We start from the raw sequence: 17,924 nt of genomic DNA, 5'->3' as shown, positions 1-17,924 counted from the left end.
ATAAGCCGCTTTCTTTTGAGAGCGGTTTTTTCTTGTCGTGGCTGGACAGGCGCTTCCGCTTTTTGTTTGGCCAGCTCCGCCTCCTTGGGGCTCGAGGTCATATGCCAGTCTGACTGCATGGCTGAAAAGCGCCATTTCGTCATTCTGGCATATGCTTGCCGCCCCAAAACAGTCGGCTCCGCTTTTCGTTATTGGCCAGCTGCAGCGCCTAGCCGCTCGAGGTCAAATGTCTGCCAGCTGTGGTGGCTGAAATACTGCCTCCTCGCTGTCAGCCATTTGCTTGTCGCGGCTGGACAGGCGCTTCCGCTTTTCGTTATTGTCTAGCTGCAACGGCCAGACTCTCGGTCATAAGCCGGCACGCCTATGTGGCAAAGAGCGCCACTTCGGCGGTCCGTCTTATGCCTGCCGAGTCTAAACGGCCGCTTCCGCTTTTCGTTATTGCCGGTCGAGTAGTTGGCACATCATTAGTGCTTTTCCGACGAGCCTGCCGCCGTTGTAGACTTCGACGTCGACTTTTCCGAATTTCCGTCCGACTTCGAGTACGTTTGGATGGATTTCTAACATGCTTTCCATTTGCACGGGCTTAAAGAAATAAATGGTGATGCTTTCTACAACGATATCGCCTTTTTTCTTCGTTCGCAGTGAGCGGCTCGCCGCTTCTGTAACGAGCGTCGTAAAAACACCGTACGAAATTGTGCCGAGCTGGTTCGTCATTTGCGGTGTGACTTCAAATTTATATGCTTCTTCTGTTTTGTCTCCTAATAAATCGATTTGATTCGTAATCGTGTCATCGAGCGTTTCTCCCATTTGCGGCTGACGCTGCGTCATTTGCAATGTTTTCAGAACGTCCTGGCGGCTGACGATACCTTGAATGCGGTTCTGATCATCAACGACTGGCAAAAGCTCAATGCCTTCCCAAATCATCATGTGAGCGGCTGCAGCCACGCTCATTTTTGCTGTAGCAACGATCGGTTGCTTCGTCATAATTTTTTCGATAGCCGTTTCTTTTTCAAACCCCATAATATCTTTCGCTGTCACAATTCCTTGAACTTTCAGCTGCTGATCAAGCACCGGAAAGCGGCTATGGAGCGTTTCTTGGTTCTTCTCCATCCAATGGCTGACTTTATCGCTAACAGACAATGAAACGGTCTGGTCAAAAGGAGTAAAAATGTCTCCGACAAGCACAATTTCTTTTTTGATGAGCTGGTCATAAATGGCGCGGTTAATCATCGTCGCCACTGTGAACGTATCATACGTCGTAGTAATGACCGGCAACTCCAATTCATCCGCAAGTTTTGTCACGTGGTCATCCGCTTCAAAACCGCCGGTAATTAACACGCCTGCTCCTGCCTGTAAAGCTTGTTCATGTGCTTTCGTCCGGTTGCCGACGATCAGAAGGTTATCAGGCCCGGTATACCTCATCATTGCTTCCAGCTTCATGGCGCCAATGACAAACCGATTCAGCGTTTTATGCAGTCCGGCACGCCCCCCAAGCACTTGGCCATCGATAATGTTGACTACCTCGGCAAACGTCAACTTCTCAATATTTTCTTTTTTCTTTTGCTCAATCCGGATCGTCCCAACACGCTCAATCGCCGAAACAAATCCTTTCGTTTCGGCATCTTTAATCGCCCGGTACGCCGTTCCTTCACTGACCGACAATGCTTTAGCAATTTGGCGGACAGAAATTTTTTCTCCGATCGGCAATCCCTCTATATATTGTAAAATTTGCTCGTGTTTTGTAATCAACTGTTTCACCTGTTCCTTTCAAACTCGCTAATACAGTTATTATACTTTGAAAGGGGATTGGATTCAATTGCATTCAGAAAAGGCTGCAAGGGACTCCTTGCAGCCTTGAAACTGTTACAATTCGATCACTTCGCCAGGCTCTAACACTTTCCCATTTTTCGTTTCCAGCTGTTCAACGAATACATAAGGATCCTGTTTAATTGGCGGGAAGGTGTTAAAATGGATCGGCACTACTTGCTTTGCCTGTAAAAATTTAGCCGCAAGCGCTGCGTCATCCGGCCCCATCGTAAAGTTATCTCCGATCGGGAGGAACGCCAAATCAATCGGATGAAGCTCGCCAATCAACTTCATATCGGAAAAGATTCCGGTATCGCCGGCATGATAAATCGTTTTCCCTTCAATCATTAACAAGACGCCCGCCGGCATACCCATGTAAAGGAATGTGCCGTCTTCCTGTTGGATACCTGAGCCATGAAACGCCTGCGTAAACTTCACCCGCCCAAAATCAAATTCACGGCTGCCGCCGATATGCATCGGATGCGTATTAACTCCTTGATGGCTTAAATAAACTGCCAGTTCATTCACCGCAATGACGAGCGCGTCGCTTTTTTTTGCGAGTTCGACCGTGTCACCAACATGATCACCATGTCCGTGCGTTAAAATAATGACATCCGGCCGCTCATTTTCCACCTGCAAATCTGTTAAGTCATTGCCTGTGATAAACGGGTCAATCAAAATCGTTTTTCCGTTTGTTTCCACTTTCACGATGGAATGTCCATGATAAGATACTTTCATATGTAAAACCCCTTTCAATAAAAATATTCCCACTCGTACTATTCGATGAAACATCAAATTCCCCTGCATGTCTATATATTTACTTACTCATCATTTGTTGATAGGCTTTTATTGGCCCAATTTTTTCGAGGAGGACACATAATGAACAAACGATTAACAAAATTAATGGATTGGATGAGAGAAAAAGACGTTCCTTTTTCTTTTATCACAACTCCTGAAAATGTATTTTATTTAACAGGCTTCAGAAGTGATCCGCACGAGCGGCTGCTCGGTGTAGCTGTATTTCCTGAAGCCGAGCCTTTTCTCGTCTGTCCAAAAATGGAAGTGAATGATGCAAAAAACAGCGGCTGGAGCTTTGAAGTTGTCGGCTACACAGATATTGAAAACCCGTGGGATATGATTGATCAACGTGTAAAAAGCCGAAGCAGCAGCGTACAGCGGATTGCAGTCGAAAAACAGCATTTGAATGTAGAGCGGTATGAAGAGCTTTCCGGACGCTTTCCGGGCGCTGCTTTTATCGCCGCTGAAGAAAAAATGGAGCAGCTGCGCCTAATTAAAGACCAAGATGAGCTTGCCCGCCTGAAAAAAGCGGCTGAATATGCTGACCTCGCTGTAAAAACAGGTGCCGAAGCAATCCGAGAAGGCAAATCAGAGCTGGAGATTCTTGCGGAAATAGAATTTGAAATGAAAAAGCAAGGCATTGCCGAAATGTCTTTTTCCACGATGGTACTGACTGGGAAAAATGCTGCTTCTCCGCATGGGACACCGGGCGCATCGAAAGTGCAAAAAGGCGATCTCGTTTTGTTTGACCTCGGTGTTGTGTACGAAGGGTACTGCTCGGATATTACTCGCACGATCGCCTTTGGCGAGATTTCAGACAAGCAGCGCGAAATTTACGAAACGGTTTTGAAAGCAGAACTAGCAGCAATAGGGGCTGTGAAACCAGGAATGATGGCAAAAGACATCGACCTGACCGCCAGACGCATTATTACGGAAGCAGGCTACGGTGAATTTTTCCCGCATCGCCTTGGACACGGGCTTGGCATCAGCGTCCATGAATACCCGGGTATTACAGAAAAGAATGAATTACGCTTAGAAGAAGGCATGGTGTTTACGATTGAACCCGGTATTTACGTCCCAGATGTGGCGGGTGTACGAATTGAAGACGACGTCTATGTCACCGCTGACGGCGTTGAAATTTTAACTTCTTTCCCGAAAGAATTAACAATTGTTTAATAAATTTCGCATTTTCAGAAACATATAAGATGTATGCGTTCCTCTTTTCATGTAGAATAAAAGAAAAAGGGGGAATGAATGATGAGCATGAAGTATGAAAGCATTCTTGTTGCAGTTGACGGTTCAAAAGAAGCCGAATGGGCGTTTCGAAAAGCAATCGAAATTGCCAAACGCAATAGCGCCGTACTAAACCTTGTACATGTCATTGACACTCGTTCATTTGCAGCCATCGAAGCTTATGACCGCTCCATCGCTGACCGGGCTACTACGTACGGCAGTGATTTGCTGAAAGAGTATAAATCGACAGCTGAAGCAGCAGGCGTGCCAGCCGTCAACACGTATGTCGAATACGGCTCACCAAAAGTAATCATCCCTAAAGACGCAGCGAAAGCAGTAAAAGCCGACTTAATCGTATGTGGAGCAACCGGTCTGAACGCCATGGAACGCTTCTTAATCGGGAGCGTCTCCGAACACGTCGTCCGCGCCTCCAATTGCGATGTCCTCGTCGTTCGGACAGACAAAGGTGAATAACTCGTAAACATCCGCTCCGGACTTCCGGGGCGGATGTTTGCTTTTGGGGTGTTGTTCATCACTTCAGGCGAGTCGTTCACGATTTGGGAGCGTTGTTCATCACTTCGGGCGAGTTGTTCACGAGTTTGAGTGTTTTCCGCCACAAATTGGTTCCATAATTCAGAAGTCACCTAGAGCATTTTAAATACTAATCGCATCTTTTCCACAGCAAAACAGCCCCTTACTCCTTAAGGGGCTGTTTGTCATTGATCAAGTATTTTGCTGTCTCGATTTGGAGCTGAACCTGGTCGAAACCGGTGCCGCCTAAAGACTTCCTTCTTTTAACGGCCTCATATGGAGACAACACTTGATAAATGTCTTCTTCAATGCTCTCTGACGCTGACTTTAGCTTCTCTAAAGACAGGTCGGCGAGGTAGCATTGGTTTTGAATACAGTGAAGCACAAGTTTTCCGACGATTTCATGTGCTTCACGGAATGGAATGCCTTTTGACGCTAAGTAATCAGCGAGCTCCGTGGCATTGGAGAAGTCATTGTGGACTGCTTCCTCTAAGCGGCCCTCGTTCACCTTCATCGTCTGGACCATCCCTGTGAAAATTTTTAAGGAACCGATGATCGTATGTACCGTATCAAACATGCCTTCTTTGTCCTCTTGCATATCTTTGTTATACGCAAGCGGCAAGCCTTTTAATACGGTCAATAAACTGAAGAGATTGCCGTAGACGCGCCCTGTTTTTCCACGGATAAGCTCCGCCATGTCAGGGTTTTTCTTTTGCGGCATAATGCTTGAGCCGGTCGAGAATGCATCGTCCATTTCAATAAACTGAAATTCCTGGCTCGACCAAAGAATCATTTCTTCAGCGAGACGGGACATGTGCATCATTAAAATGGAGGAATCACTTAAAAATTCCAGAATGAAGTCACGATCACTAACCGCATCCATGCTGTTGGCGTACACGCCGGAAAATCCGAGCAGATCTGCAGATAATTGACGGTCAATCGGGAAAGTGGTTCCAGCAAGCGCTCCCGCCCCTAAAGGCGAGACATCGATGCGCTTCAATCCCTCTTGAAACCGCTCTTTATCTCGTTGCAGCATCCAAAAATACGCCATTAAATGATGGCCGAATGAAATCGGCTGTGCTCTTTGCAGATGGGTATAGCCGGGCGCCAATGTTTCCACGTGCTGCTCTGCTTTCCCCACAAGTGCTTCTTGAAACTGTTCAATCAATCCAATGATAAGCTTGACCTGCTTCTTCAAGTACAAATGCATATCAGTGGCGACTTGATCGTTACGGCTGCGGCCAGTGTGCAGCTTGCCGCCGACCGCGCCGATTTCTTCGATCAAGTATTTCTCCAAGTTTAAATGGATGTCTTCTTGGGCAACCGAGAACGTTAATTCACCTTTTGAAGCTTTCTCCTTTAAAGCTTCAAGGCCGCCCAGAATTTGATTCGTTTCTTCTTCTGTTAAAATGCCGCTTTTGCCAAGCATCGTCACGTGTGCCATGCTGCCTTCGAGATCTTCAAAAACAAGCTCTTGATCAAAGTGGATAGAGGCGCCGAATTCGTCTACCCATTCTTCTGCTGATTTTTGAAAGCGCCCTCCCCAAAGCTTGCTCATTGATTGACTTTCACTTTCTCTTGCTGAACCATAGAGTTCACTTTTGTCGGCAGACCCCACAGCTGAATGAATCCAACAGCTGCTTCGTGATCAAACTCGTCTTCTGTTGTATACGTAGCGAGTTTTTCGTCGTATAGTGAGTACTCAGATTTTCTTCCTTCAACAATCGCATGGCCTTTGAATAATTTCACGCGCACTGTACCTGTAACAAATTGTTGTGTTTGTTTCAAGAACGCTTCAAGCGCCTTTTTCAAAGGTGAGAACCATAGGCCTTCATAAATTAGCTCTGTTAATTTCTTCTCGATAACTGGTTTGAAATGCGCCATTTCTTTCACAAGCGTTAAATCTTCCAGCTCTTTATGCGCTAAAATTAACGTCATTGCGCCCGGGCACTCATACACCTCTCTTGATTTAATACCAACAAGACGGTTCTCCACATGGTCAATTCTGCCCACGCCGTGCTTGCCTGCAATTTGATTTAACGCAAGGATCAGTTCGGCAACAGAGTATTTTTTGCCGTTAAGTGCAACCGGTACACCCTGTTCAAAATCAATTTCGATTACTTCCGGCACGTCCGGTGTATATTCAAGTGCCGTTGTTAATTCATACGCCTCTTCGGGCGGAGCTGCCCACGGATCTTCTAAAATACCGCACTCATTACTTCTCCCCCACAAGTTCTGATCAATGGAGAACGGGCTGTCAAGGTTAATCGGAATCGGAATATTGTTTTGTTTTGCATATTCAATCTCTTCTTCACGTGACCATTTCCAGTCACGCACTGGAGCTAATACTTCAAGATTTGGATTTAACGCTTTAATAGAAACTTCGAAACGAACTTGGTCGTTTCCTTTACCCGTACATCCGTGAGCAACAGCGACCGCATTTTCTTTTTCAGCTACCTCTACTAGCTTTTTCGCAATAAGCGGACGGGACAGCGCGGATACTAACGGATACTTGCCTTCATACAATGTGTGCCCTTGCAGCGCAAGCAATGCATATTCGTTTGCATATTCTTCTTTCGCATCGATCATGTAGCTGGCTACCGCTCCAACTTTCAATGCTTTATCTTTAATGAATTGTAAGTCTTTTCCTTCACCGACATCCAGGCAGCACGCCACGACGTCATATCCTTTATTTTTCAGCCACGGAATAGCCACTGATGTATCTAAGCCACCGGAATAAGCTAACACGACTTTTTTGTTCATTATAATTTCCTCCTCTGAGCTGCTATCTATTAGTATAAATATACATTAAATTTTATTTTTATTCTTTTGTATGAATAAAGAATAACATGTTCTTTCCATGCTTTCAAGTATTTATTTTAAAAAAATTCATTTTGTTGAATAAATACTCATCTATTTATTTTCTTTTGCAGAAAAAGCGGGAAACAGCTACGATAAAAGAAAAAAAGGAGAAAAATATGCATTTTCAACTAAATGAACGATTAGGTATTCCATTGCCCCATTTAGAGAAAGAGTGGAGCCTTTATTCTGCCACAGAGCAGGAAGAACTGCTTCACGAATGGGAAACGATCCGCGGCCGCATCCCCGACCGGATCAAAGAACTAGAATTTAAAATCAATGACCGGCAGGCCCGGCTCGACCAAGAAGACGATTTCCCCCTTTCCTGCCGCCTCAACGAAGAAATCAGCGAGCTTGCTTCTATTATTAATGATTTATGGCTCTGGTTCCGCACGGCACCATCTGTGGATAAATAAAAAGAAGCCGCTCACTTTATGTGTGAGCAGCTTCTTTTTTTTCTTGCAGCCAGCGGTATTGATAATATTTTTCAGCAAAATCAGTAATATTTTTTGTCAGGCGATAGTTCGTTCCTGCCCCAATAGCCAGGCTAATAAGCGGCAAATTGGACATCTTTTTGTTTTTAAACAGTGTGATAGCAAGGAGTTTGCCGAGCTGCTTTACCGGGCCTTCCATCCACGTCGGGTCAGTGAGCTGTTCTGTTTCATTGTAAAAATAAAACTGATCGCTCCCTTCCAACTCAAGCAGCAGCTCCTGCCACCCCTCAGCTTTCAATCGATTAGGCAGCGTAGCCGCATGAAAAACTTTTAACGAAGCCACCATTTCAAACGGTAGCTGGGGGTCATATCCGTACGACATAGCGGTTACTTGCACGGCCCGCAAATTAAGAACAACCATTGCTGCAAAGTCGGTGCTGAGTGGAACAGCTCCTCCCGTTCCGGTAATGCCGCCTTGAATAAGTGAATACAGTCGATGTCTTGACGCCTGCTGGCTGCTTAAGTAGCGGATTTGATCGAGCGTCAGCTTTTTCAAATCTGCAATTGCTTCCACGTCTTCTCTGAATACACGGGCAGACGTTAAAATTCGCTCTCTCGCTTCATTTTGAAACTGGGAGCCTTGAAGCAGCGAATGCATGTGGAACAGCACTCCATCCAGCTGGGCAAAAAAAGCAGACAGCGCCTCTTCCGGAATCGCTTCGAGCGCCGCGTTCAGCCATTTAGAATATGTATATTGAAAATCATTGCCTACATACTCCGCAAGCGACTGTTCCCACGCCATAATTTCTTCCCAGACCGCTTCATCCCGTTCTGTCCAAGTCATGTGAAATCCCCCCATCAAACTCAGTCTTGTCTTTTCATTTTCTGTTATTGATGAAAAAATGTCAATTTCCCGCGTTTTCCTCCGGACATTCAACATGCGGTTCATTAGAGATGCGGATATGAAGTTAAGAAAAATTTTACAGGTGGTCTCCTCATATCTACAGTCGGCTGGTGCCGATTTGCAGGCTAATCTTCCGTTTTTTTGTAAAGGGTGGATGGTGCCCAGGCATAACATTCTTTTGCATGCATAGTTTTTTAAGTAAGAACTTGGACAAGGAGGAGGAAAATACTGAAGAAGATCATTGTCATTGGATGTGCGGGGCTACTTATTGGAATAGGCATTAACGTATTCATTCTTCCCTTTCACCTCCTTGATGGAGGAGTTTTTGGGATTGGTCTATTATTTAACTATTTATGGGGACTCAAAATAGGCATCACTATTACGTGTTTAAATATACCTATTTACCTTTTCGCCTTTAAGTATGATCGATCCTATTTTTTCAACAGTTTATATGCCACTCTCTTTACCTCTATTATGATTGATTTACTCGTTCCATTAATAGGGATGATCCATCTCCCCATCTTAATTAGTGCCGCTGTTGGGGGTTTATTCATCGGATTGGGATCCGGTTTAATGTTAAGACATCACACATCCCCAGGCGGAGTCGATTTACTGGCGCTTATCATTTCAAAACATTTCTCCATTAATGCAGGATTCATCATTTTTTTTATTGATGCACTTATCCTTGCTTCTGGTTTATTGATCTTTAAAGATGGAACATTAATTTATTCACTTTTTACAATAATTGGCGTTAGCCTTATTGTAGGTATACTGACTTCATTTAGATCGGTAAATGTTTATTTTAGATAATTGGATAGGCGGTACATACTATCGCGCATAATATATTATCCAAGAGTGAACTATTCATTCAATATGTTGATATTACTGAAGTTCACTCAACTGTCTGGCATAAACATGATGATCTTGGCTGCCAATAAACAAAGTTTCATTTATGATGACTGGGCCTCCCGGAGAAAGCGGTCCGCCCAGTTTTTGCTTATGAATGGTTTTTCCATCTTTCCCTTGAACTGTATACAAATTTCCTTCAGTGTCACCAAAGTATATTAACCTATCCTTAACAGCGGGCGCTCCTTTTATGCCCGTTCCAGTTCTAACTTCCCAAATCTTTTTTCCAGTTGAAATTTGGTAAGCCATCATGGATTTAGTATAAGGGCTGCCAACGTAGGCGACATCCCCTTCAATTGTGACAGCTCCCGATGTATTAGTGTGCGGGATCGGAACTTTCTGATCTGGACCTGTTCCCATCAGGTCCTTCCATAACAGCTTCCCAGATACACTGTCAAACGCATAAATAAAGTGATAATTCTCCGCATCTCCGCCGTATCTTTTTCGCTCTGCAGGAGTTAATGCGAAATGGAGATTCGGCATATTTTCTCCATATACTTCAATAAGTTGCTTTTTATTCAATTCAAGATTCATCTTTGCTCCGCTTACAACTACTATATTACCTTCTGATACTGCTGGCGGCACATCTGTAACCGAACCAAGCTTGCCCTGTTTCCAGATAATCTCTTGTTTTTCAAGATCTACGGCTACTAGCTTTTCTCGAGCGCCGACATACAGGATTCCATTTTTTATATGTGGTGAAGACATACTTGCCCAGCCTGGAAGCGAAAGGTCCCATTGTAATTCTCCGGTTTCAGCGTCAATAGCATAGAGCTTGCTGTTTCCTGCAGCGATATAAATGGTGCCATTCTGATAAGCCGGTGCAGGCATGACTTCTCCTCTTGTCCGATATCGCCAAACATTTCTTCCAGTTTTAGCATCGAATGCAGCAACCCCGCTTTCTCCTGTCCCTCTAATCTTTTGCAAATATGGGTTAGCAAACTTCCTGTTCCCATAGCCAACAAACACTAAATCATCAGCATAAATAGCATCTGTGTGTATCCAATTTGGCACCTGGGCTTTCCAATTTATCTTTCCTGAAAAAACATCAAAAGAATATAAGTCCCCTGTATTATGGGTACCGACATATAGACTGTTTTCTACGATTACAGGATTTGCTCTCACTTCATCACTGGTTTTATAAGTTTGGGTGGTCGTACGCGTATTTCCATTTGAAAAAACAGCATTGTTAGATGTATTAATTCTGTATTGCTCCCATTCTGTTGGCCCAAAAGAAGTCATATCTTGATTTGCTTGAACAACCGATCCTGTTATTAGGAAAAGAAGTAAAGAAAGAAGAAGTGAATTTCTTTTCATATTTGCCTCCACATACTTTATTTCACCTTGCTGACCTCACACCTGCCGTTTCCATTGACGGCCATTCTCCTCATTGCTGTCTTTGTTTTTACACCATCTGGTTCTCTCCCTGATCACTTCCCTCTATTTTTCACCATAAAACATTTTTATTATGAATTTCTTTAACTGGTTATACACTAAAGAAAAGATTCGCTTTTCTTTACCAAGCCAGGTGGTGTCCGACATTTTTAGTCTTATACCACTGCTTAAGATGACACCGATTGACAAGCAAATCCCTCGCAAAAAAAGCCGCCGTTCAAAACGGCAGCTTCCTTCTATTATAATCCCGCCAATTCCACCGTATCCCGGGCGATCATGACTTCTTCATCAGTCGGAATGACGAGCACTTTGACTGGTGAGTGCGGGTAATTGATGTAGGCTTCTTTGCCACGGATTTGGTTGAGAGCAGGGTCCCAATAAATGCCCATAAATTCGAGTCCGCGCAAAACACGGGCGCGGATGACGTCGCTGTTTTCGCCAATGCCTGCGGTGAAAATGATGGCATCCACGCCAGACATGCGCGCGGCGTACGAGCCGATGTATTTGTGTATCCGGCCCGCGAATACTTCAAGTGCGAGCTGGGCGCGTTCGTTACCTTTGGCCGCTTCTTCTTCAATGTCGCGAAGGTCACTTGAGAAGCCCGACACGCCGAGCATGCCCGATTCTTTGTTTAATACATCGAGTACTTCGTCAGCTGTTTTTTCCGTTTTTTCCATAATAAACGGAATCAGCGCCGGATCAATATTGCCTGATCTCGTGCCCATTGTAACCCCCGCAAGCGGCGTGAAGCCCATTGATGTATCGATTGACTTTCCGCCTTGAATGGCGGAAATACTTGCCCCGTTTCCTAAGTGGCAGGAAATTAAGCGCAGCTGGTCAAGCGGCCGTTCGAGCAACTCAGCCGCCCGGCGCGAAACGTATTTGTGAGAAGTGCCGTGAAAGCCGTATTTACGGATACCGTAATCTGTATAGTATTGATACGGCAAACTGTAAAGAAACGAGCTTTCGGGCATTGTTTGGTGAAAGGCTGTATCAAATACTGCCACTGCCGGCACGTTCGGCAATGCCGCTTTAAACGCGCGGATTCCCGTTAAGTTCGCCGGATTATGCAGCGGAGCCAAATCAGACAGCTGTTCAATTTGCTCTTCTACTTCTTCAGTAATTAAAGCAGACTCGGTAAATACTTCCCCGCCGTGGACGACACGGTGGCCGATGCCGTCTATTTCTTCAAGCGATTGAATAATGCCGAGATCGGTTAATTTACTTAACAGAATACGGACAGCTTCCGCATGGTTTGGGATGTCCATAATTTCCTTTTGTTTATGGCCGTCAACGGAAATATTGAACAAAGCCTGCGGCAAACCAATCCTTTCAACGAGTCCTTTTGTAATGACCCGTTCTTCCGGCATATCAAACAGCTGGAACTTTAACGAGCTGCTTCCGGCGTTGATAGCAATAATTTTAGACATATAAACCTCCTCAGTAGTTTAAACAAGATGCGACTAGCCGATAAGTTATTCTATATTATTTGCTTTCTTTAAACCAGTCATCCATTTTTACCATGATCGACTGCATCGCCTGCCGGTCTTTCATCGATGGCATATTCGCGAGAAATACTCTTTTCGGTGCAAGGACGCCTTCTTGTTGTTTTTGTAAAATTAAAATGCTTTTTGCCGCTTGTTTATTTTTAAACATCGTCAACGGCAGTTGAATGATTCCTTGAATATGAACATGCTTTTGGAAAAAGCGATGCAGCTTGTCGGCGCCGGCCTCTTCAAACAAGCCATTCGGAATTAGAAAGAAAAGATAGCCACCGGGCTTCGTGTGCTTCACGCTTTGTTCCATAAATAAATGGTGGGCAAAAGAATGCCCTTCTTCTGCTTTTAGTTCATAATCGGCCGCTCTCACGTCATTCGGGTACCAGCCGACCGGCAAATCACACACGACCGCGTCTGCCGGATCAATGAACAGTGGCTCGAGTCCATCCTGATTATAAAGCTGAACGGGCTGCTCCATCAAGTTCGCTCCGCACCAGGCAAGTTTAAGCAGCAGATCATCTACATCTACGCCAATGGCTGACACGGACGCTTCCGGCTGCCTGTTTAACATTGTCAACAGCAAGTTACCTGTCCCAATCGCCGGATCGAGAATCGCGAACTCTTTTTTTCCGCGCATGAATTTCTCCAGCAAATAGCTAATAAACAGGCCGATGGAATCCGGCGTCATTTGGTGATTCGGCTGCACGTTTTCCTGCATGCCTTTTAAAATGGCGAGTTGATAAGCTTGGCGGATTTCTTCTTTCGAATAGCCCGCAAGTTTCGTTTCCTCGTATTTTTTCCATACCCGCTTTTTCGCGAGATCGCTCATTTCATCCTGCAAGATTTTCTGTTGGAATAAGTTTTCAGCCGTTTCTGCTAGGGCATCCAAATACGTGCATGACAGCTCTTGTTGAAGAGTGGCGGCTGTTTCGTCGAAGGTGTTAAATAAGCGTTCGATTGGGGATAATTCGTTCATCTTCGTTCCTCCTGTGTCCCTTTTATCGCTTTTGAAGGCTTTAAAAAGGCTGGCCCATAAAGAGCCAGCCTCTTATTTTCACTTTTTATTTGGCGGCTTTTGCTGCCTCAATTGCTTTTTCGTAATCCGGATGATCGGTTCCTTCACCCACATACTCTACATATGTAACTTTGCCTTCGCTGTCAACGACAAATACAGAGCGTGCGAGCAGGCGTAATTCTTTCATATGTACACCGTACGCTTCTGCAAACGAAAGGTCGCGATGGTCGGAGTATGTTTTAACATTTTCCAGTCCATTTGCCGCACACCAGCGTTTTTGCGCAAACGGCAAGTCGGCGGAAATCGTAATAACTTGCACGTTATCAATCTGTGATGCCTCTTCATTAAACTTGCGTGTTTGCTTTTCACAAACACCTGTATCAATTGAAGGAATCACGCTGATTAAACGTACTTTCCCACTAGAGTCAGCTAACGTGACCTCGGATAAGTCTGTTGCGAGTACTTTAAAATCAGGTGCCTGGTCGCCCACCTTCACTTCATTTCCAAGCAATGTGACTGGATTTCCTTTAAATGTTACATTTGCCATGTTAATAATCCCTCCTCCATCTTTTTCACACTTACCATCATACTTGTTTAAAAGAAAGAATTGCAAAGAAAAAGCCCTGCCGGCGAACAGCAAGGGAGAAAAAGATTCAAACTTCTTTTAAATGGTAAAGTCTGAAGCTGTCTTTTTCGCTGATGTTTGTTTAGACTGATTATTTTTATTCATCATGCTTTGAATTTTCTCGATCACAGAAGGAGCTAAATCGATAATTTTATCGAGCAAGTGGGTGTTTTCGTCTAAATGGAGTACGCGTACGTCGTTAGAGTTGACGATTAAAAAAGCAATAGGTGTAATCGACACGCCACCGCCGCTTCCGCCGCCAAATGGACTTTTCTCCTGGCCGCCGCCCTGCTTGTTGATCGTAAATTCGCTGCCACCAGCCGCAAACCCGAAGCCTACTTTGGAAACGGTCATGATGATGCTGCCGTCGGGCGTTTCGACTGGATCACCGATGATCGTGTTGACATCAATCATATCTTTTAAATTTTCCATGGCTGTTGTCATCAAGCCCTGGATTGGATGGTCACTCATTTTCATCCCTCCCGTTTAGACATTTTTTTGAAAGGCCGGCCCATCCTCTACTCGCTTGTTGTTGCTGCGCCGGCGAAAAAATAGTTGAATGACTGCAGCTATAGCATGTCCAATTCGAAAAGAAATCATACAAGAACATTCCATTTTCCAGATCGATTGCCCGAATACGGGAGTAACAGCAAGCTCCGGTCTTGCTGTCATGTTCACCATGCGGCTCACCGCTGATACGGCGTTTCCTTTTAACGCCCAGAGAGAGCCTGCTGCCGTTGCTGTCCAAGCCGCATCCCTCATGCCAACAGCCGTCTGCCAGCGGAGGCCGCGGACTTCTACTTTATTTAAAAAAGAGCGGATGACGGCATGAAGCCGGGCCGCCTGCTTCAGCTTCGCTTTTACTTGTGCTGCCAGCTGTTCTACTTCTTTCTCCACTTTTTCTTCCCCCTCCTCCGCTAGCTTTTTCAAAGGAATATGGAAGGTGTACGTCAATAGACCGCGGAACAAGTGGAAACGAACGTGCGCCTCCGTGTGCCCAGGAACACGTAAAAAATAAAACAGTATCTGTAGCTTCAACAGACAAACGATTAGCATCAGCCCTGCAAGGATTGCCAGCCCCCACCATAAAAACTCCATGTCCCCCCTCCTTTTCCGATAAACAGTCTGCCCACAGGAAAAAGATTGTAAACACAAAGAAATCTGCCCCAACAGCCAATTATTCATTGACTTTCGGGACAAACTCTTTGTTTACACAGTTTGGATAGGTGTTTGAACGACCAACGAGCGTTCATGAATAACGGTCGTGTCGGCAAAGTAGTCGTGCAGCCCTTGCTTTTTCGGCAAAAAGGCAACGAGCACGTACAAAATAAAAATCGTCGCTGATAAATAGCGGCCGATCCATTCTCTAAATAAAATAGCCTGCCAGGAAAGGTCAGATGATTTTAGTGAAATGACCTTTAAGCCAAAGACCATTTTGCCAATCGTTTGCCCCCACCGCTTCGTCATCAAAATAAAATACAAATAAAAGACGGCGGCTGCAGCTATGTTAATTGCGGAAAACAGCTCACCTGACGTTGTATCCAGCTCCGCTGCGCGAAATAACGGGTACACAAGCAGACGGGAAATGCTGCCGATCACGATTAAATCTAAAAGATACGCCCAGAACCGCATCCAAAACCCAGCATAATGCAGAACGGAAACAGCGGAAGCGGCATACGGCATCTTTTCTTCCGCAAGCTGCTCTTCTTCTATCGGATGCTGCTCTTGCACCATGCGGGCCAGCTGCTCTTCTGCTTCTAGACTTTCTTTCTCTTCCAGTTCTTTATTTGAGTCTTCCCTCATCATCGATCTCCTCCTTTATTTATTCTGCATACAAATACATCAGCCGCGGAGAATTTGGATGCGAAAAGATTTTCATCAATGCATTGATTTCTTCATTTCCACCGAGTAGCTGCTGTGCTTTCATCGTTAAGAAAGATGGCAGGCCGGAATTGGATTCATACGTTATCACTTGAGCGCCTTTTAAATTTTCTGCTTTTTTCAGCGCCTCAACCGTGTCTTCAAGATAACCGAAGCCATCAATTAAGTTTAACTCTTTCGCCTGGCGGCCGTCATAAATGCGGCCATCGGCTATTTTTTTCACTTGTTCTTTAGACATGCCGCGTCCTTTCGCGATGACGTCCACAAAGCCGTTGTAAGAATTGTTGATCATCGATTGCAAGATTTTCTTTTCTTCTTCAGTTACTTTACGCGTCGGGCTTAAAATGTCTTTATGCGGGCCGCTTTTAATCGTGACAAAGTCGACCCCATAATTTTTCGCAAGCTCCGAATAGTTCACGCTTTGCATAATGACGCCGAGTGAGCCGGTCAGCGTTTCCGGGCTCGCGTAAATTTTATCGGCGGGAGCGGATATGTAATAGCCGCCGGACGCTGCCATCGATCCCATTGATACGTAGACTGGCTTTTTCGTTTTTTCTTTTATTTCGCGGATTTTATCATGGATTTGCGCGCTTTCCACAACACCTCCACCCGGTGAATTCACTTGAAGAACAATCGCTTTTACCGACTGGTCTTCTTGCACTTTATCAAGTTTTTTCATAAATTGCTGATGGTTGTAGCCTGGTGAAGAAAGAAATGATTCCGTTGTTGCTGTGTCTTGAATCACACCTTCAACCGGAAGAACAGCAATTTTCTTCCGGGCGCTTCCTTCTTCCTCCACTCGTTCAGTAAAATCTTCTTCGCTTGCACCCATGGCTGTTTCCCACGCTGTGGAAATATCGGATGTCAGTGCAACTGAAGCTGTATTGACAATGACGGACACAATTAATAATCCAGCAGCTAATGCTAGAGCAATGATTCTTTTCTTATTCACTCTGATCTCCCCTTTCTCTTATTTAACGCCCCGACTTCGAAAAATCAGCCGATGCATGGTACACTAAAAACAGGCTCACCTTATTCTAACAAAACATGCAAGAACTCTCATACTAATTTTACCAAAAAGGAGTTTTTCTTATGGATCAGCGCCGTAATCTATATTTTTATGAAACCCGCCGGAAAAACGTAGCGGAAAAAGTGGAAGAACTGAAAAAACTAGCCGTCCAATATGGCTTTACGATTGTCGATCATTCTGATGAGGCGAACATTATCGTCAGTGTCGGCGGCGACGGTACATTTTTACAAGCCGTTCAAAAAAGCGGATTCCGGGAAGATTGTTTGTATGTCGGAATTTCTATTTTCGATGATTTGAATATGTATTGTGATTTCCAGGCGAATGATACAGCGAGCTTAATCGAAGTGATGTCGAAAGCGGAAATGGAAGTGCGCCGCTATCCTGTTTTGCAAATTTCTTTAGATCAAGAAGCGGTTTTTTACTGTTTAAATGAATTCAGCATTAAATCAAGCATTATTAAAACGATGGAAATGAACGTGTACATAGACGACCTCCATTTTGAAACGTTTCGCGGCGACGGCATGATCATTGCCACACCGACCGGCAGTACCGCTTATAACAAATCAGTAAGCGGGGCTGTTGTCGATCCGCTACTTCCGTGCATGCAAGTAAGCGAACTCGCTTCACTGAACAATAAGCGGTACCGCACACTTGGTTCTTCTTTTATTTTAAGCGGCGATCGCACACTTATGCTGAAAATGCTCAAAGGCAGCAACAATTATCCGATTATGGGCATCGATAACGAAGCGCTAAGTGTACAGCATATTGAAGAGATTAAAATCTCACTGAGCGAGAAACGCATTAAAACGCTGAAGCTGAAAGATAACTCATTCTGGCATAAAGTGAAGCGCTCCTTTTTATAAAATGAGACTTCCAGCAGTGAGGATTTCTTCGTGACACTCAATGCCTTGAGACAGAGACCTGCATGTGGGATAACCGAAAAGGAAGTGCGAACAAGCCGCGGCTCGTTACGCACTTCCTTTTTCGGTTTTTTCGCGAAATATTGTC

The 17,924-nt window shown here is 44.8% G+C and carries 18 protein-coding genes; 5 read left to right on the top strand and 13 right to left on the bottom strand.

From position 1 onward, the window contains the following. Positions 1–435: 435 nt before the first annotated feature. Together F9802_RS12645 and F9802_RS12640 are read right to left on the bottom strand one after the other, a co-directional pair. Positions 436–1,749: a DRTGG domain-containing protein gene (locus tag F9802_RS12645; RefSeq protein WP_152152465.1), complete on the bottom strand. Its 1,314-nt coding sequence runs from the start codon at positions 1,747–1,749 to the stop codon at positions 436–438. Positions 1,750–1,863: 114 nt separating this feature from the next. Continuing rightward, positions 1,864–2,544, bottom strand: a complete 681-nt coding sequence (locus F9802_RS12640) for a metal-dependent hydrolase (RefSeq protein WP_152152463.1) — start codon at positions 2,542–2,544, stop codon at positions 1,864–1,866. Between the two features lie 141 nt (positions 2,545–2,685). Here F9802_RS12640 and F9802_RS12635 point away from each other — a divergent pair, with 141 nt between their 5' ends. Together F9802_RS12635 and F9802_RS12630 are read left to right on the top strand one after the other, a co-directional pair. Beyond that, positions 2,686–3,780 (top strand): M24 family metallopeptidase, encoded by a 1,095-nt coding sequence (locus F9802_RS12635; protein WP_152152461.1) that lies wholly within the window; start codon positions 2,686–2,688, stop codon positions 3,778–3,780. Positions 3,781–3,861: 81 nt separating this feature from the next. Continuing rightward, entirely contained in the window at positions 3,862–4,311 is a 450-nt protein-coding gene (locus F9802_RS12630) for a universal stress protein (RefSeq protein ID WP_152152685.1), read from the top strand. A gap of 220 nt (positions 4,312–4,531) precedes the next feature. Here the strand turns inward: F9802_RS12630 and argH are convergent, their stop codons facing one another. Further along, positions 4,532–5,926 carry an argininosuccinate lyase gene (argH, locus tag F9802_RS12625; RefSeq protein WP_152152459.1) on the bottom strand — a complete coding sequence of 465 codons (1,395 nt, stop codon included), beginning with the start codon at positions 5,924–5,926 and terminating at the stop codon, positions 4,532–4,534. Next, positions 5,923–7,137: an argininosuccinate synthase gene (locus F9802_RS12620; RefSeq protein WP_191991954.1), complete on the bottom strand. Its 1,215-nt coding sequence runs from the start codon at positions 7,135–7,137 to the stop codon at positions 5,923–5,925. Before F9802_RS12620 ends, argH begins: the two co-directional genes overlap by 4 nt. Positions 7,138–7,346: 209 nt before the next feature. Here F9802_RS12620 and F9802_RS12615 point away from each other — a divergent pair, with 209 nt between their 5' ends. Continuing rightward, complete coding sequence (locus F9802_RS12615; protein WP_152152455.1) at positions 7,347–7,643, top strand: hypothetical protein; 297 nt, start codon at positions 7,347–7,349, stop codon at positions 7,641–7,643. 16 nt (positions 7,644–7,659) lie between these two features. Here the strand turns inward: F9802_RS12615 and F9802_RS12610 are convergent, their stop codons facing one another. Then, positions 7,660–8,505, bottom strand: coding sequence for an EcsC family protein (locus F9802_RS12610; RefSeq protein ID WP_152152453.1), 846 nt, complete (start codon positions 8,503–8,505; stop codon positions 7,660–7,662). Positions 8,506–8,790: 285 nt separating this feature from the next. Between F9802_RS12610 and F9802_RS12605 the strand changes: the two genes are divergently transcribed. Then, positions 8,791–9,375, top strand: coding sequence for a YitT family protein (locus F9802_RS12605; protein ID WP_152152683.1), 585 nt, complete (start codon positions 8,791–8,793; stop codon positions 9,373–9,375). A gap of 72 nt (positions 9,376–9,447) precedes the next feature. On the opposite strand, the gene F9802_RS12600 is transcribed toward F9802_RS12605, so the two are convergent. From F9802_RS12600 to sppA, 8 genes are all read right to left on the bottom strand, one after another. Then, the gene (locus F9802_RS12600) at positions 9,448–10,788 is read right to left on the bottom strand and encodes an outer membrane protein assembly factor BamB family protein (RefSeq protein WP_152152451.1); all 1,341 of its coding nucleotides are present in this window, start codon (positions 10,786–10,788) and stop codon (positions 9,448–9,450) included. Positions 10,789–11,105: 317 nt separating this feature from the next. Then, positions 11,106–12,296, bottom strand: a complete 1,191-nt coding sequence (locus F9802_RS12595) for an acetate kinase (RefSeq protein ID WP_152152449.1) — start codon at positions 12,294–12,296, stop codon at positions 11,106–11,108. Between the two features lie 55 nt (positions 12,297–12,351). Then, on the bottom strand, positions 12,352–13,341 hold the full coding sequence (locus tag F9802_RS12590) for a class I SAM-dependent methyltransferase (RefSeq protein ID WP_152152447.1): 990 nt from the start codon (positions 13,339–13,341) through the stop codon (positions 12,352–12,354). 85 nt (positions 13,342–13,426) lie between these two features. Then, positions 13,427–13,927 (bottom strand): thiol peroxidase, encoded by a 501-nt coding sequence (tpx, locus tag F9802_RS12585; protein WP_152152445.1) that lies wholly within the window; start codon positions 13,925–13,927, stop codon positions 13,427–13,429. Positions 13,928–14,044: 117 nt separating this feature from the next. Further along, complete coding sequence (ytfJ, locus tag F9802_RS12580; protein ID WP_152152442.1) at positions 14,045–14,476, bottom strand: GerW family sporulation protein; 432 nt, start codon at positions 14,474–14,476, stop codon at positions 14,045–14,047. A gap of 15 nt (positions 14,477–14,491) precedes the next feature. Then, positions 14,492–15,103 carry a DUF2953 domain-containing protein gene (locus tag F9802_RS12575; protein WP_191991932.1) on the bottom strand — a complete coding sequence of 204 codons (612 nt, stop codon included), beginning with the start codon at positions 15,101–15,103 and terminating at the stop codon, positions 14,492–14,494. A 111-nt stretch (positions 15,104–15,214) separates the two neighbouring features. After that, positions 15,215–15,739, bottom strand: a complete 525-nt coding sequence (locus F9802_RS12570; protein ID WP_152152681.1) for an RDD family protein — start codon at positions 15,737–15,739, stop codon at positions 15,215–15,217. Positions 15,740–15,827: 88 nt separating this feature from the next. After that, the gene (gene sppA, locus F9802_RS12565) at positions 15,828–16,838 is read right to left on the bottom strand and encodes a signal peptide peptidase SppA (protein WP_152152438.1); all 1,011 of its coding nucleotides are present in this window, start codon (positions 16,836–16,838) and stop codon (positions 15,828–15,830) included. A gap of 140 nt (positions 16,839–16,978) precedes the next feature. On the opposite strand from sppA, the gene F9802_RS12560 reads away from it, so the two are divergent. Continuing rightward, positions 16,979–17,779, top strand: a complete 801-nt coding sequence (locus F9802_RS12560) for an NAD kinase (protein ID WP_152152436.1) — start codon at positions 16,979–16,981, stop codon at positions 17,777–17,779. Positions 17,780–17,924 lie beyond the last annotated feature (145 nt).

This window comes from Bacillus aerolatus (assembly GCF_009183655.1).
Lineage (GTDB): Bacteria > Bacillota > Bacilli > Bacillales > Domibacillaceae > Pseudobacillus > Pseudobacillus aerolatus.
This window is presented reverse-complemented; position numbering and strand designations above follow the sequence as displayed.